Source organism: Streptomyces sp. NPDC058469, assembly GCF_042721125.1.
GTDB lineage: Bacteria > Actinomycetota > Actinomycetes > Streptomycetales > Streptomycetaceae > Streptomyces.
The window spans coordinates 13,737-28,469 of record NZ_JBHXME010000057.1; the positions used below are offsets into that span (position 1 = coordinate 13,737).

Annotated in this window: 13 protein-coding genes; 8 read left to right on the forward strand and 5 right to left on the reverse strand. The window is 69.3% G+C overall.

Going from position 1 to position 14,733, the window contains the following annotated elements; genetic code table 11:
* Positions 1-68: 68 nt before the first annotated feature.
* From ACFWP5_RS23990 to pgi, 6 genes are all read left to right on the forward strand, one after another.
* Positions 69-1,280: a phosphoglycerate kinase gene (locus ACFWP5_RS23990; protein WP_384160038.1), complete on the forward strand. Its 1,212-nt coding sequence runs from the start codon at positions 69-71 to the stop codon at positions 1,278-1,280.
* Between the two features lie 41 nt (positions 1,281-1,321).
* Positions 1,322-2,077 carry a triose-phosphate isomerase gene (gene tpiA / locus ACFWP5_RS23995; protein WP_384160156.1) on the forward strand — a complete coding sequence of 252 codons (756 nt, stop codon included), beginning with the start codon at positions 1,322-1,324 and terminating at the stop codon, positions 2,075-2,077.
* Positions 2,078-2,201: 124 nt separating this feature from the next.
* The gene (gene secG, locus ACFWP5_RS24000) at positions 2,202-2,435 is read left to right on the forward strand and encodes a preprotein translocase subunit SecG (RefSeq protein ID WP_078652560.1); all 234 of its coding nucleotides are present in this window, start codon (positions 2,202-2,204) and stop codon (positions 2,433-2,435) included.
* Positions 2,436-2,642: 207 nt separating this feature from the next.
* Complete coding sequence (locus ACFWP5_RS24005) at positions 2,643-2,978, forward strand: RNA polymerase-binding protein RbpA (protein ID WP_078623027.1); 336 nt, start codon at positions 2,643-2,645, stop codon at positions 2,976-2,978.
* Between the two features lie 132 nt (positions 2,979-3,110).
* A complete protein-coding gene (locus ACFWP5_RS24010; RefSeq protein ID WP_384160041.1) occupies positions 3,111-4,379 on the forward strand; it encodes an MFS transporter in 1,269 nt (422 codons plus the stop codon).
* A 54-nt stretch (positions 4,380-4,433) separates the two neighbouring features.
* A complete protein-coding gene (pgi, locus tag ACFWP5_RS24015) occupies positions 4,434-6,086 on the forward strand; it encodes a glucose-6-phosphate isomerase (protein ID WP_384160044.1) in 1,653 nt (550 codons plus the stop codon).
* 92 nt (positions 6,087-6,178) lie between these two features.
* Here pgi and pgl read toward each other — a convergent pair whose 3' ends face one another.
* The 5 genes from pgl to tkt are packed head-to-tail and all read right to left on the reverse strand — an operon-like array spanning position 6,179 to position 12,877.
* The gene (pgl, locus tag ACFWP5_RS24020) at positions 6,179-6,961 is read right to left on the reverse strand and encodes a 6-phosphogluconolactonase (RefSeq protein ID WP_365307546.1); all 783 of its coding nucleotides are present in this window, start codon (positions 6,959-6,961) and stop codon (positions 6,179-6,181) included.
* Complete coding sequence (gene opcA / locus ACFWP5_RS24025; protein WP_384160048.1) at positions 6,958-8,097, reverse strand: glucose-6-phosphate dehydrogenase assembly protein OpcA; 1,140 nt, start codon at positions 8,095-8,097, stop codon at positions 6,958-6,960. Before opcA ends, pgl begins: the two co-directional genes overlap by 4 nt.
* Entirely contained in the window at positions 8,094-9,632 is a 1,539-nt protein-coding gene (gene zwf / locus ACFWP5_RS24030) for a glucose-6-phosphate dehydrogenase (RefSeq protein WP_384160051.1), read from the reverse strand. Before zwf ends, opcA begins: the two co-directional genes overlap by 4 nt.
* Positions 9,633-9,636: 4 nt before the next feature.
* Positions 9,637-10,755, reverse strand: a complete 1,119-nt coding sequence (tal, locus tag ACFWP5_RS24035; protein ID WP_384160054.1) for a transaldolase — start codon at positions 10,753-10,755, stop codon at positions 9,637-9,639.
* Positions 10,756-10,789: 34 nt separating this feature from the next.
* A complete protein-coding gene (gene tkt / locus ACFWP5_RS24040; RefSeq protein WP_384160057.1) occupies positions 10,790-12,877 on the reverse strand; it encodes a transketolase in 2,088 nt (695 codons plus the stop codon).
* A gap of 356 nt (positions 12,878-13,233) precedes the next feature.
* Here tkt and ACFWP5_RS24045 point away from each other — a divergent pair, with 356 nt between their 5' ends.
* Together ACFWP5_RS24045 and ACFWP5_RS24050 are read left to right on the forward strand one after the other, a co-directional pair.
* Complete coding sequence (locus ACFWP5_RS24045) at positions 13,234-14,187, forward strand: heme o synthase (protein ID WP_384160159.1); 954 nt, start codon at positions 13,234-13,236, stop codon at positions 14,185-14,187.
* Positions 14,188-14,242: 55 nt separating this feature from the next.
* Positions 14,243-14,575 (forward strand): hypothetical protein, encoded by a 333-nt coding sequence (locus ACFWP5_RS24050; RefSeq protein WP_384160060.1) that lies wholly within the window; start codon positions 14,243-14,245, stop codon positions 14,573-14,575.
* Positions 14,576-14,733: the final 158 nt, after the last annotated feature.

Sequence of the window (14,733 nt, forward strand, 5' to 3'; positions counted from 1 at the left end):
GAGCCCTGTGCTACGTAGTGATCGATCAGCCCTCTCGGATCTGAAGAGCCCTCCCTAGGAGTCCCTTTATGAAGACGATCGACGAACTTCTCGCCGAAGGCGTGGACGGCAAGCGGGTCTTCGTCCGCGCCGACCTCAACGTCCCGCTGGCCGACGGCCTCATCACCGACGACGGCCGCATCCGCGCCGTCCTGCCCACCGTCAAGGCCCTCGTCGAGGCGGGCGCCAAGGTGATCGTGGCCTCGCACCTGGGCCGCCCCAAGGGCGCCCCGGACCCGGCCTTCTCCCTCCTCCAGCCGGCCGAGCGCCTGGCCGAACTCCTCGGCGCACCGGTCGCGTTCGCCCAGGACACCGTCGGCCCCGCCGCCCACGACGCGGTGCGCGGCCTCGAACCCGGCCAGGTCGCGGTCATCGAGAACCTGCGCTTCAACGCGGGCGAGACCTCCAAGGACGACGTCGAGCGCGGCGAGTTCGCCGACCAGCTCGCCGCTCTGGCGGACATCTACGTAGGCGACGGTTTCGGCGCCGTGCACCGCAAGCACGCCTCCGTGTACGACCTCCCGGCCCGCTTGCCGCACTACGCCGGCTACCTCATCGCCACCGAGGTCGGCGTCCTGAAGAAGCTCACCGAGGACGTCAAGCGGCCCTACGTGGTCGCCCTCGGCGGCTCCAAGGTCTCCGACAAGCTCGCCGTCATCGACCAGCTGCTCGGCAAGGCCGACCGCATCCTCATCGGCGGCGGCATGGCCTTCACCTTCCTCAAGGCCAAGGGCTACGAGATCGGCGCCTCCCTGGTCCAGGACGACCAGCTGCCCGCCGTCACCGAGTACGTCGAGCGCGCCGAGAAGAACGGCGTCGAGCTGGTCGTCCCGGTCGACGTCGTGACCTCGGCCGGGTTCCCGGACCTGAAGACGAAGGCCCCGTCCAACCCCACCGTCGTCGCCGCGGACGCCATCCCGGCCGACCAGATGGGCCTCGACATCGGTCCCGAGACCGGTGCCCTGTACGCCTCGAAGCTCGCCGACGCGGCCACCATCTTCTGGAACGGTCCGATGGGCGTCTTCGAGCACCCCGACTACGCCGAGGGCACCAAGGCGGTCGCCCAGGCCCTTCTCGACTCCCCGGCCTTCACGGTCGTCGGCGGTGGCGACTCCGCCGCGGCCGTCCGCATCCTGGGCTTCGACGAGACCGCATTCGGCCACATCTCGACCGGCGGCGGCGCCTCCCTCGAATACCTAGAGGGCAAGACGCTCCCCGGCCTCGCCGCACTGGAGGACTGACCGTAATGGCTCCATCTATTTCCTCTGGGCGCACGCCGATCATGGCGGGCAACTGGAAGATGAACCTCAATCACCTTGAGGCCATCGCCCACGTCCAGAAGCTCGCCTTCGCCCTCGCGGACAAGGACTACGAGGCCGTCGAGGTCGCCGTCCTGCCGCCCTTCACCGACCTGCGCTCCGTGCAGACCCTGGTCGACGGCGACAAGCTCAAGATCAAGTACGGCGCCCAGGACATCTCGGCGCACGACTCCGGCGCCTACACCGGCGAGATCTCCGGTGCGATGCTGGCCAAGCTGAAGTGCACGTACGTGGCGGTCGGCCACTCCGAGCGCCGCCAGTACCACGCGGAGACCGACGAGATCGTCAACGCCAAGGTCAAGGCCGCCTACAAGCACGGCCTGACCCCGATCCTCTGCGTCGGCGAGGAACTCGACATCCGCGAGGCGGGCAACCACGTCGCCCACACCCTCGCCCAGGTCGAGGGCGGCCTCAAGGACGTCCCGGCCGAGCAGGCCGAGTCGATCGTCATCGCGTACGAGCCCGTCTGGGCCATCGGCACCGGCAAGGTCTGCGGCGCCGGCGACGCCCAGGAGGTCTGCGAGGCCATCCGCGGCAAGCTCGCCGAGCTGTACTCGCAGGAGCTGGCCGACCAGGTCCGCATCCAGTACGGCGGCTCCGTGAAGTCCGGCAACGTCGCCGAGATCATGGCCCAGCCCGACGTCGACGGTGCCCTGGTCGGCGGTGCCTCGCTGGACGCGGACGAGTTCGTGAAGATCGTGCGCTTCCGCGACCAGTGAGTTCAGCAGCGAACCGACAAGCTGCGAGTAGGCGGTAGCCGCGATCCGTCGTACCCTTGCGGGGGCATAGCGCCAGCCGCTATGCCCCTGTCGTCCATCCGAATCCGAGGAAGTTGGTCCAGCCGTGGTTTTGGGGTTCTCGATCGCCCTGATCGTCTTCAGCCTGCTGCTGATGCTGCTGGTGCTGATGCACAAGGGGAAGGGCGGCGGTCTCTCCGACATGTTCGGTGGCGGCATGGCCTCGTCCGTCGGTGGCTCTTCGGTCGCCGAGCGCAACCTGGACCGCATCACCGTGGTGCTCGGTGTGCTCTGGTTCGCCTGCATCGTCGTACTCGGCCTGCTGATGAAGACGAGCTGACCGCACGTTCCGTCGCACATTCCGTACGTAAGGCCCCATGTTCGGTACGCGCAGCTGAGCGCGGCCTATCATGGGGCTTGCGTCTAGGTGTAGGGGCTGTAACTCCAACCACTGGACGCGCGTTGGGCCTTACGTAGACTGAGGCGCTCGCAACGGAGCGAAAACGCCGACTCGCTTCGCGGCACCATCACGCAGGGAGTTACGACCGTGGCAAGTGGCAACGCGATCCGAGGAAGCCGGGTCGGGGCGGGGCCGATGGGTGAGGCCGAGCGCGGCGAGTCCGCGCCCCGGCTGCGCATCGTCTTCTGGTGCTCCAACGGACACGAGACGCAGCCCAGCTTCGCCAGCGACGCGCAGGTTCCCGAAACCTGGGACTGCCCCCGCTGTGGCTTCCCGGCCGGACAGGACCGGGACAACCCGCCGGCCCCGCCGCGCACCGAGCCCTACAAGACGCACCTGGCGTATGTACGGGAGCGGCGCAGCGACGCGGACGGAGAGGCGATCCTCGCCGAGGCGCTCGCCAAACTCCGGGGAGAAATCTAGGAGTTGAACCGGCCGGGCGCCCACAGGTGCCTGGCCGGAGCTGTTTCGCAGCCCGGTGGCCGACCCGCCTCCGGACCGATTGTCAGTGGCGCCCTCTACGGTTTGTGAATCGACGAATCGTGAGGGGGAGCCGTGACGACGGTCGAGGTGACGGGCGCTCATGTGCCTGCGTGGCGCGGGGGGTTCGGGCGGCTGTGGAGTGCCGCCGTGATCTCGCGGTTCGGGGACGCGCTGCGGGGTGCGGCACTGCCGCTGCTCGCCGTCTCGCTGACGGACCGGCCCCTCCTCATCGCGTCCGTGACCGCCTGCGGCTATCTGCCCTGGATCGTCTTCGGACCGCTCGGCGGCGCTGTCGCGGACCGGGTGGACCAGCGGCGCGCGATGTGGACGGTCGACGCGGTCCGTGGGCTGCTCGTCGCCGCCTTCGCCGTGGCCGTCGCACTCGGCCAGGCCTCGATCCCGCTGCTCATCGCGCTGGCCTTCGCACTGACCACGCTCCAGACCCTCTTCGACAACGCCTCTACGGCCCTGCTGCCGACCCTGGTGGACCGAGCGGCGCTCGGCAGCGCCAACGCCCGGCTGATGACCGGGCAGAAGATCGCGGGCGGCCTGATGGGAGCGCCCGTGGTGCCCCTGCTGATCGCGGCGGGGGCCACGGTTCCCTTCGTGGCCGACGCGGGGACCTTCCTCCTTGCCGCCGCGCTGGTCGCCTCGCTGCGCACCGCGGCGCCCGACCGTGGGCCGGGACCGGTGGGCAGCACGCTGCGCGGAGAGATCGCGGACGGGCTGCGCACCCTGTGGAGCGACCGGCCCCTGCGCGCACTGTGCTGCGCGACGGCCCTGTGCAACGTCGGCATGGGCGCCCTGATCGCCACCCTGGTGATCCTGGTGACCGGCTGGCTGGACGCCGGCACCGCCGGATACGCGGCGGCGACCACCGCGTTCACCGTCGGCGGCCTGGCCGGGGGAGTGGTACACCGGCGGATCACCGCCCGGCTCGGCCCGCTGCGGAGCGTGCTGCTCGCGGGCCTGGTGCAGACCGGCGCCCTCGTCGTCATGGGCTCCGTGCACAGCCTGACAGCGGTCGTGGCGGCACTCGCCGTCTTCGGCTTCATGAGCATGCTGTGGAACGTCAACACAACGACCCTGATGCAGCAGCGCACCCCCGCCGACATGCTGGGCCGGGTCAGTTCCGCCTTCGGCACTCTGGCCGCCGCCGGGGCCCCGCTGGGCGCCCTCCTCGGTGGCGCCGCCGCCACGGCCTGGGGGTTGAACACGCCCGCCCTGCTCACCGCCGCCTTCTTCGTCCTGTCGGTCATCGCACTGATACCTGCGGTCAAGCCGGACGTACCTGTTGTTGCCCCGCAGGACGACGCGACGACCGCTCATGTCACGGGCTGATCAATTAGGTTGGAACCGGCCCCCAGGTCGGTAGGAAAGAAGGCTGAAGTCGCAATGAACGCAGACGGCCGTACCAGGCTCAACCAGACGCCCGAGTGGACCACCTTGGCCAAGCACCGTGAGGAGCTCGGCGAGGTGCAGCTGAGGGAGCTGTTCGCCGCCGATCCCGGGCGCGGCACCGGCTACACGCTCAAGGTCGGTGACCTGCACCTCGACTACTCGAAGCACCTCGTCACCGACGAGACCCTGCGGCTGCTGCACGCGCTGGCCACCGCCACGGACGTGTTCGGTCTCCGGGACGCCATGTTCCGCGGCGAGAAGATCAACGTCACCGAGGACCGCGCGGTCCTGCACACCGCGCTGCGCGCCCCGCGTGACGCGGTGATCGAGGTCGACGGCGAGAACGTCGTCCCGCAAGTCCACGCCGTTCTCGACAAGATGGCCGGCTTCGCGGACCGCGTCCGCTCCGGCGAGTGGACCGGCCACACGGGCCGTCGTATCCGCAACGTCGTCAACATCGGTATCGGCGGCTCCGACCTGGGTCCGGCGATGGCGTACGAGGTGCTGCGCGGTTTCACCGACCGCGGCCTGACGGCCCGGTTCGTGTCGAACGTGGACGGCGCCGATCTGCACGAGGCCACCCGTGACCTCGACCCGGCGGAGACGCTGTTCATCATCGCGTCGAAGACGTTCACCACGATCGAGACGATCACCAACGCGACCTCGGCCCGGGACTGGCTGCTCACCGAGCTGAAGGCCGGTCAGGACGCCGTGGCCAAGCACTTCGTGGCGCTGTCCACGAACGCCGGCAAGGTCAGCGAGTTCGGCATCGACACGGCCAATATGTTCGAGTTCTGGGACTGGGTCGGCGGCCGTTACTCGTACGACTCGGCGATCGGGCTGTCGCTGATGATCGCCATCGGCCCGGACCGCTTCCGCGAGATGCTCGACGGGTTCCACCTCGTCGACGAGCACTTCCGCACCGCACCCGCCGAGTCCAACGTGCCATTGCTTCTTGGCCTGTTGGGCGTCTGGTACGGCAACTTCCACGACGCCCAGTCGCACGCCGTGCTGCCGTACAGCCACTACCTCTCCAAGTTCACCGCGTATCTGCAGCAGTTGGACATGGAGTCGAACGGCAAGTACGTGGGCCGGGACGGCCAGGAGGTCGACTGGCAGACCGGGCCGGTGGTGTGGGGCACGCCCGGCACGAACGGGCAGCACGCGTACTACCAACTCATCCACCAGGGCACAAAGTTGATCCCGGCGGACTTCATCGGCTTCGCCGAACCGGTGTCCGAGCTGAGCGACGGGCTCAAGGCGCAGCACGACCTGCTGATGGCCAACTTCTTCGCCCAGACACAGGCGTTGGGCTTCGGCAAGACGCCGGACGAGGTGCGTGCCGAGGGCGTGCCCGAGGAGCTGGTGCCGCACAAGACGTTCAAGGGCAACCACCCCACGACCACGATCCTGGCCCGCGAGCTGACCCCGTCCGTGCTCGGCCAGCTCATCGCGCTCTACGAGCACAAGGTGTTCGTGCAGGGCGCGGTCTGGAACATCGACTCCTTCGACCAGTGGGGCGTCGAGCTGGGCAAGGTCCTCGCCAAGCGCGTCGAGCCCGCCCTGAGCGAGGGCGCGGACGTGCCGGGCCTGGACGCGTCGACGACGGCCCTGGTCGCCAAGTACCGCGAGCTGCGCGGGCGTTGAGCCCCCAAGTCACCAAGTGACCAGAACACTGAAGCCCCCGTACGACCGGAAGGCCGTACGGGGGCTTCAGCAGGTTGCCGATGTCGCCGGTGTCAGGCGGAAGCCGGCGGATACAGCGCGCGCGGCAGCTGTGAGGCCGCCGCCGCGTCCAGCAGCCACAGGGTGCGGGCGCGGCCCTGCGCGCCGGCCGCCGGTGCCTGGATCTCGCCCGCGCCGGACAGGGCGATCGCCGCTGCCTCCGCCTTGTCCTCGCCGGCCGCGAGCAGCCACACCTCGCGGGCCGACCGGATCGCCGGCAGGGTCAGGGTGACCCGGGTCGGCGGCGGCTTGGGCGCGCCGTGGACGCCGACGACCGTGCGCTCGGTCTCCCGTACGGCGGGCAACTCCGGGAAGAGCGACGCCACATGGGTGTCCGGGCCGACGCCCAGCATGAGGACGTCGAAGGTCGGGACGGAGCCGTGGTTCTCGGGACCGGCGGACCGGGCGAGTTCCTCGGCGTAGCCGGCCGCCGCCGCTTCCACGTCGTTGCCGTAGAGGCCGTCGGACGCGGGCATGGCGTGCACGCGCTTCGGGTCCAGCGGCACCGCGTCGAGCAGTGCCTCACGGGCCTGGGTGACATTGCGCTCCGGGTCGCCCTCGGGCAGGAACCGCTCGTCGCCCCACCACAGGTCGAGCCGGCCCCAGTCGACGGCGTCCCGGGCGGGCTGGCCCGCCAGAGCTGCCAGCAGACCGTTGCCGTTGCGACCGCCGGTGAGCACGATCGAGGCGTAGCCGCGCGAGGCCTGCGCGTCCACGATCTTCGTGATCAGCCGGGCCGCGGCGGCCTGGGCCATCAGTTCCTTGTCGCGGTGGACGACGAGCTGGGGAGTGCTCACTGCGGATCAGCCTTCTTGACCGGGGGCATCTTCGCCGGGGTGGGCCGTTCGGAGTCGCCCTGGTCCGCCGAAGCCGAAGCCGAAGCCGAACCAGAAGCCGACGTCGAACCAGAAGCCGGAGCCGACGCGGGCGTCGCGTCCGTCACCGCGCGCACCGGCAGGGCCGGTACCGGCTGGGCAGCCACCTCGGCCCGCTCCGCCGCCGACTGGATGCCGCCCAGCCGGTCCACGCCGAACCGCAGCGCGGACGCGTAGGTGTCGTCCGGGTCGAGCCGGCGCAGCTCCTCCGCGAGGAGTTCGGAGGTCTCGCGGCGCTTGAGCGCCACCGCGCGGTCCGGCTGGCCGGGCAGGGCCAGGGTGGCCATCGCCCCGTCCGACCGGTGCAGCGTGATGGGGCCGCCGGAGGTCTCCAGGCGCACCTGGGTCAGACCGGGACCCGCGGAGACCGCCCGTCGGACGTGCACGTGGAGCCGGTCGGCGAGCCACATCGCGAGCAGTTCGACGCTCGGGTTGGACTCCTCGCCCGCCACCTCGACGGAGACGATATCCGTGGAGACCTGGTCGAGCGCGGCGGCCAGCATCGAACGCCACGGGGTGATCCGGGCCCAGGCCAGGTCGGTGTCGCCCGGCTCGTAGCTCTCGGCGCGGGACCGCAGCTCGTCGACGGGCTTCTCCGCCGCGTAGCTGTCGGTGACCCGGCGCTGGCTCAGGGCGCCCAGCGGGTCGTTCGCCGGGTCGCGCGGCGCGTCCACCGACCACCAGACCACCACCGGCGCGTCCGGCAGCAGCAGCGGCAGCACCACGGACTGGGCGTGGTCGGAGACCTCGCCGTACAGCCGCAGGACGACCGTCTCGCCGCTGCCCGCGTCCGCGCCCACCCGTACCTCGGCGTCGAGGCGGGACTGGGTGCGGTTGCGGGACGAGCGGGAGACGCGCTTGATGACCACGAGCGTGCGCGAGGGGTGCTCGTGCGACGCGTCGCCCGCGGCCTTCAGGGCGTCGTAGGCGTTCTCCTCGTCCGTGACGACGACGAGGGTGAGCACCATGCCGACGGCCGGGGTGCCGATGGCGCGGCGGCCCTTGACGAGCGCCTTGTTGATCTTGCTGGCAGTGGTGTCGGTGAGGTCTATCTTCATGGCCGGCGCCAGCTCCGTCCCTCTCGTGCGAGCATTTCGTCCGCCTCGACCGGACCCCACGTCCCGGACTGGTACTGCGCGGGCTTGCCGTGCTTGTCCCAGTACTGCTCGATCGGGTCGAGGATCTTCCAGGACAGCTCGACCTCCTCGGTGCGCGGGAAGAGGTTCGAGTCGCCGAGCAGGACGTCGAGGATCAGGCGCTCGTACGCCTCCGGGCTGGACTCCGTGAACGACTCGCCGTAGGCGAAGTCCATGGAGACGTCCCGGATCTCCATCGAGGTGCCGGGCACCTTGGAGCCGAAGCGGACCGTGACGCCCTCGTCGGGCTGGACGCGGAAGACGATCGCGTTCTGGCCCAGCTCCTCCGTCGCCGTCTGGTCGAAGGGGGAGTGCGGGGCGCGCTGGAAGACCACCGCGATCTCGGTGACGCGGCGGCCCAGCCGCTTGCCGGTGCGCAGGTAGAAGGGGACGCCCGCCCAGCGGCGGTTGTCGACCTCGACCTTGATGGCGGCGTAGGTGTCGGTCTTCGACTTGGGGTCGATGCCGTCTTCCTGGAGGTAGCCGACGGCCTTCTCGCCGCCCTGCCAGCCCTCGGCGTACTGCCCGCGGACCGTGTTCTTGCCCAGGTCCTTCGGCAGCCTCACCGCGCCGAGCACCTTCTCCTTCTCCGCGGCCAGCGCGTCGGCGGAGAAGGAGGCGGGCTCCTCCATCGCGGTCAGCGCCATCAGCTGGAGCAGGTGGTTCTGGATGACGTCACGGGCGGCGCCGATACCGTCGTAGTAGCCGGCCCGGCCGCCGATGCCGATGTCCTCGGCCATGGTGATCTGCACGTGGTCCACGAAGGACCGGTTCCAGATCGGCTCGAACATCGTGTTGGCGAAGCGGAGCGCCAGGATGTTCTGGACGGTCTCCTTGCCGAGGTAGTGGTCGATGCGGAAGACCTGGTCCGCGGCGAAGACCTCGTGCACGACCTTGTTGAGGTCCTCGGCCGACTTGAGGTCGTGGCCGAAGGGCTTCTCGATGACCGCGCGGCGCCAGGAACCCTTCTCCTGGTCGGCGAGACCGTGCTTCTTCAGCTGCTGGATGACGACCGGGAAGGAGCGCGGCGGCACCGACAGATAGAAGGCGAAGTTGCCGCCCGTGCCCTGGGCCTTGTCCAGTTCGTCGATCGTGTCGCGCAGCCGCTCGAACGCGTCGTCGTCGTCGAAGGTGCCCTGGACGAAGCGCATCCCCTGGACGAGCTGCTGCCAGACCTCCTCACGGAACGGCGTACGGGCGTGCTCCTTGACCGCGTCGTGGACCTCCTGCGCGAAGTCCTCGTGGGCCCACTCGCGCCGGGCGAAGCCGACGAGCGAGAAACCCGGCGGCAGCAGACCCCGGTTGGCGAGGTCGTACACGGCGGGCATCAGCTTTTTGCGTGACAAATCGCCTGTGACGCCGAAGATGACCAGGCCCGACGGCCCCGCGATACGCGGGAGCCGTCGGTCGGCGGGGTCACGAAGCGGGTTCGCTCCGGAACCGGACTGAGGAGCCAAGGTGTCAGCCCTCCGAGGGGGCGAGGCGCGCGAGCTCCGCCTCGGTCGACTTGAGCAGGTCGGTCCAGGCCGCCTCGAACTTCTCGACGCCCTCGTCCTCCAGCAGCTGCACGACCTCGTCGTAAGAGATGCCGAGCGCTTCCACGGCGGCGATCTCGGCGCGGGACTGCTCGTACGTGCCGGAGATGGTGTTGCCGGTGATCTGGCCGTGGTCGTCGGCGGCCTCAAGGGTGGCCTCCGGCATGGTGTTCACCGTGTTCGGCGCCACCAGGTCGTCCACGTACAGCGTGTCCTTGTACGCCTTGTCCTTGACGCCGGTCGAGGCCCACAGCGGACGCTGCTTGTTGGCCTGAGCCTTGTCCAGGGCGGCCCAGCGGTCCGAGGAGAAGACCTCCTCGTACGCCTCGTAGGCGAGCCGCGCGTTGGCGAGACCGGCCTTGCCGCGGGCGGCCTTGGCCTCGTCGGTGCCCAGCGCGTCGATCCGCTTGTCGATCTCGGTGTCCACGCGGGACACGAAGAAGGACGCCACGGAGTGGATCTTCGAGAGGTCCAGGCCGCGCTCCTTGGCCTTCTCCAGGCCGGTGATGAACGCGTCCATGACCTCGCGGTAGCGCTCCAGCGAGAAGATCAGCGTGACGTTGACGCTGATACCGAGGCCGATGGTCTCGGTGATCGCCGGGAGGCCCGCCCTGGTGGCCGGGATCTTGATCAGGGTGTTGGGCCGGTCCACCAGCCAGGCCAGTTGCTTGGCCTCGGCGACGGTCGACTTGGTGTTGTGGGCGAGCCGCGGGTCGACCTCGATCGACACCCGGCCGTCCTGGCCGCCGGTCGCGTCGTAGACCGGACGCAGGATGTCGGCGGCGTCGCGGACGTCCGCCGTGGTGATCATGCGGACGGCTTCCTCGACGGTGACCTTGCGGGCGGCGAGGTCACTGAGCTGCTGCTCGTAACCGTCGCCCTCCGAGATCGCCTTCTGGAAGATCGACGGGTTGGTGGTGACGCCCACGACGTGCTGCTGGTCGATCAGTTCGGCGAGGTTGCCGGACGTGATCCGCTTGCGCGACAGGTCGTCCAGCCAGATCGCGACGCCTTCCTCGGAGAGGCGCTTGAGTGCGTCTGTCATGGAAAATGCATCTCCTACGTGTCGTTTGTCAGCGTCAGCTCTGGGCGGCGGCGATGGATTCCCGGGCCTTGGCGGCCACGTTCTCGGCAGTGAAACCGAACTCCTGGAAGAGCACCTTGCCGTCGGCGGAAGCCCCGAAGTGCTCCAGTGAAACGATGCGACCGGCGTCCCCGACGAACCGGTACCAGGTCAGACCGATCCCGGCCTCGACCGCGACCCGCGCCTTGACGGACGGCGGCAGCACGCTGTCCCGGTACCCCTGGTCCTGGGCGTCGAACCACTCCACGCACGGCATGGACACGACGCGCGTCGGCACACCGTCGGCTTCGAGCTGCTCGCGGGCCTCGACGGCCAGGTGCACCTCGGAACCGGTACCGATGAGGATCACCTCGGGCGTACCCGTGGACGCCTCGAACAGCACGTACCCGCCCTTGGCGGTGTCCTCGTTGGCCTCGTACGTCGGCACGCCCTGGCGCGTCAGCGCGAAACCGTGCGGGGCACCCTCGCCGTAGACCTTGGTGTAGCGGCGCAGGACCTCGCGCCAGGCGATGGCCGTCTCGTTGGCGTCCGCCGGGCGGATCACGTTCAGGCCCGGGATCGCGCGCAGCGAGGCCAGGTGTTCGACCGGCTGGTGGGTGGGGCCGTCCTCGCCGAGACCGATCGAGTCGTGCGTCCACACGTACGTCACCGGGATGTGCATCAGCGCGGACAGGCGGACGGCGTTGCGCATGTAGTCGGAGAAGACGAGGAACGTACCGCCGTAGACACGGGTGTTGCCGTGCAGCGTGATGCCGTTCATCTCCGCGGCCATGGAGTGCTCGCGGATACCGAAGTGGATCGTGCGGCCGTACGGGTTCGCCTCCGGCAGCGGGTTGTCCGCCGGGAGGAACGACGACGTCTTGTCGATCGTCGTGTTGTTCGAGCCCGCGAGGTCGGCGGAGCCGCCCCACAGCTCGGGGATGATCGCGCCGAGCGCCTGCAGCACCTTGCCGGACGCGGCACGGGTGGCGACACCCTTGCCCGCCTCGAACACGGGGAGCTTCTCCTCCCAGCCGGCCGGCAGCTCGCCCGCGGCGATGCGGTCGTACTCGGCGGCGCGCTCCGGGTTGTTCGTGCGCCACTGCTGATACGACGGGTCCCACGCGGCCTTCGCCTCGCGGCCCCGCTCCAGCGCCTGACGGGTGTGCTTGAGGACCTCGTCGGAGACGTCGAAGGACTTCTCCGGGTCGAAGCCGAGGACCCGCTTGGTGGCCGCGACCTCGTCGGCGCCGAGCGCCGAGCCGTGCGCGGCCTCGGTGTTCTGCGCGTGCGGGGCGGGCCAGGCGATGATCGAGCGCATCGCGATGAACGACGGCTTGTTCGTCACCTTCTTCGCGGCCTCGATGGCGTTGTAGATGGCGTGCGGGTCGAGGTCGCCGTCCGGCTTCGGGGCGACGCGCTGGACGTGCCAGCCGTAGGCCTCGTAGCGCTTGACCGTGTCCTCCGAGACCGCGGTCTCGGTGTCGCCCTCAATGGAGATGTGGTTGTCGTCCCACAGGAGGATGAGGTTGCCGAGCTCCTGGTGACCGGCCATCGAGGACGCCTCCGCGGAGATGCCCTCTTGGAGGCAGCCGTCACCGGCGATGGCGAAGATGAAGTGGTCGAACGGGGACTCGCCCTGCGGAGCGTCCGGGTCGAACAGACCGCGCTCGTAGCGGGCGGCCATCGCCATGCCCACGGCGTTGGCGACACCCTGGCCCAGCGGGCCGGTCGTCGTCTCCACACCGGTGGTGTGGCCGTACTCGGGGTGACCCGGAGTCCTGGAGCCCCACGTACGGAACGCTTCGAGGTCGGCCAGCTCCAGGCCGAACCCGGCCAGGTAGAGCTGCGTGTAGAGGGTCAGGGACGAGTGACCGGCGGACAGTACGAACCGGTCGCGCCCCACCCAGTCGGCATCGGCGGGGTCGTGGCGCATCACCTTCTGGAAGAGGGTGTACGCGGCCGGGGCCAGGCTCATCGCCGTACCGGGATGGCCGTTACCGACCTTCTGTACGGCATCGGCTGCCAGGACGCGCGCGGTGTCCACCGCGCGCTGGTCCAACTCGGTCCAGTCGAGGTCTGTTGTGGTCGGCTTGGTGCTCACCCTGGGTCAGGGCTCCTCTCCACATGTCACGCATGTCGAATACCGGTGCACGCGGCGCCCACCGGCCGTTGTCGAGCCTACCCCCGTAAGAACGCGCATTTTTTCGAGTCATTCCAGACTGCCGGGACTCTCGCGGATCCGCCTCCCGACTGGTCCGTTTCGCATTCGGCAACTGAATACGGAGGTGCTCGTTCGAGTGCTCAACAGAGAGGTGATCAGCTCTTCCGGGGGTGCCGCCCAACACGACCCCACCCCCGCGAATGTCCGGGTCTGGGCAACGTCTACAGTGGCGTGGTACGCGTGAGCCTTTACGGGGAGTTCACACCCGAAGGCTTGCTGGGATGTCTCTGTCAGGGGTGTGCGTGACGGCCGTTGAATCCCGTCCAGCGGGGATTGTCGGGGCGAGCCAGAGCCCGAGTCGGCGGCCGGTCAAGGCCCGGGTCATGGCGTTCGTGGCGCTGACGAAGCCGCGGATCATCGAGCTGCTGCTGATCACCACCGTTCCGGTGATGTTCCTGGCCCAGCAGGGTGTGCCGGACCTGAAGCTGGTCCTCCTCACCTGCGTCGGCGGCTACCTCTCCGCGGGCGGCGCCAACGCGCTCAACATGTACATCGACCGCGACATCGACGCGCTCATGGACCGCACCTCGCAGCGCCCCCTCGTCACCGGCATGGTCAGCCCCCGCGAGTGCCTCGTCTTCGGCATCTCGCTCGGCGTCGTCTCGACCCTCCTCTTCGGCCTGACCGTCAACTGGCTGTCGGCCTGGCTGGCCCTCGGAGCGCTCCTCTTCTACGTCGTCGTCTACACGATGATCCTCAAGCGCCGTACGTCGCAGAACATCGTGTGGGGCGGCATCGCCGGCTGCCTCCCGGTGCTCATCGGCTGGTCGGCCGTCACGGACTCCATGTCGTGGGCGCCGATCATCCTCTTCGGAGTGATGTTCCTCTGGACGCCGCCGCACTACTGGCCGCTGTCCATGAAGGTGCGCGACGACTACGCGCGCGTGGGCGTTCCGATGCTCCCGGTCGTCGCCTCGAACAAGGTCGTCGCCCGCCAGATCGTCCTCTACAGCTGGGCGATGGTGGGTGTCTCCCTCCTCCTCCCCCTGCTCGGCTACGCGGGCTGGTTCTACACGACGGCCGCGCTCCTGGGCGGCGGCTTCTGGCTCTGGGAGGCACACGGCCTGCAGAACCGCGCCAAGGCCGAGGTGACCGGCGGCAAGCTCAAGGAGATGCGGCTGTTCCACTGGTCGATCACCTATGTGTCGCTCCTGTTCGTGGCGGTCGCGGTGGACCCCTTCCTGAGGTAGGAGTCACTCACCCCGCCTGTCGCCGTTCGATCTACCCGTCGGTAGCATCCTGGCCATGGCAGACACGCAGCAGGTTGACGCGAAGGCCGAGCGCCAGGTGGCCCGGCTCGCCAAGCAGATCGGCACCTTCTCCAAGGCACACGGCGGGGCCGAGGGCCAGGTCGCGTACATCGGGGAGCGCGGCGCCCGCATCGTCCTCGTCGGCGAGGACGGCGGCTGGGGCGACCTGGTGGCCACGTCCTACGAGATCGCCCAGCAGGCCGTGGAGAAGTCCGGGATCACCGTCCACGAGGACTTCGACGGCGAGTTCGCGGCCAAGGTGAAGACCGGCCCGTACGAGTGGACGCGCATGGCGGGCATTCAGGTCGGTGGCCCCAGCAACAGCTGAACGGGGGCCGCGAGACGCGCCCCTTAAGGGGCGCGGGGAACTGCGCGACCAGCCACAACGGACTGTCAGTCGCAAGATCCACCCGTACCCCCTCCCCATGGCGCCCCTCACACGGGGTGTGTACGAGCAACACCTGACACCCGGTTCACCCGTTAGGC

What these genes read in the sequence shown, in the direction of transcription:
- ACFWP5_RS23990 (WP_384160038.1), top strand. Translation starts at nt 69, where the DNA reads ATGAAGACGATCGACGAACTTCTCGCCGAAGGCGTGGACGGCAAGCGG.
- tpiA (WP_384160156.1), top strand. Translation starts at nt 1,322, where the DNA reads ATGGCGGGCAACTGGAAGATGAACCTCAATCACCTTGAGGCCATCGCC.
- pgi (WP_384160044.1), top strand. Translation starts at nt 4,434, where the DNA reads ATGAACGCAGACGGCCGTACCAGGCTCAACCAGACGCCCGAGTGGACC.
- ACFWP5_RS24050 (WP_384160060.1), top strand. Translation starts at nt 14,243, where the DNA reads ATGGCAGACACGCAGCAGGTTGACGCGAAGGCCGAGCGCCAGGTGGCC.
- tal (WP_384160054.1), bottom strand. Translation starts at nt 10,755, where the DNA reads ATGACAGACGCACTCAAGCGCCTCTCCGAGGAAGGCGTCGCGATCTGG.
- opcA (WP_384160048.1), bottom strand. Translation starts at nt 8,097, where the DNA reads ATGAAGATAGACCTCACCGACACCACTGCCAGCAAGATCAACAAGGCG.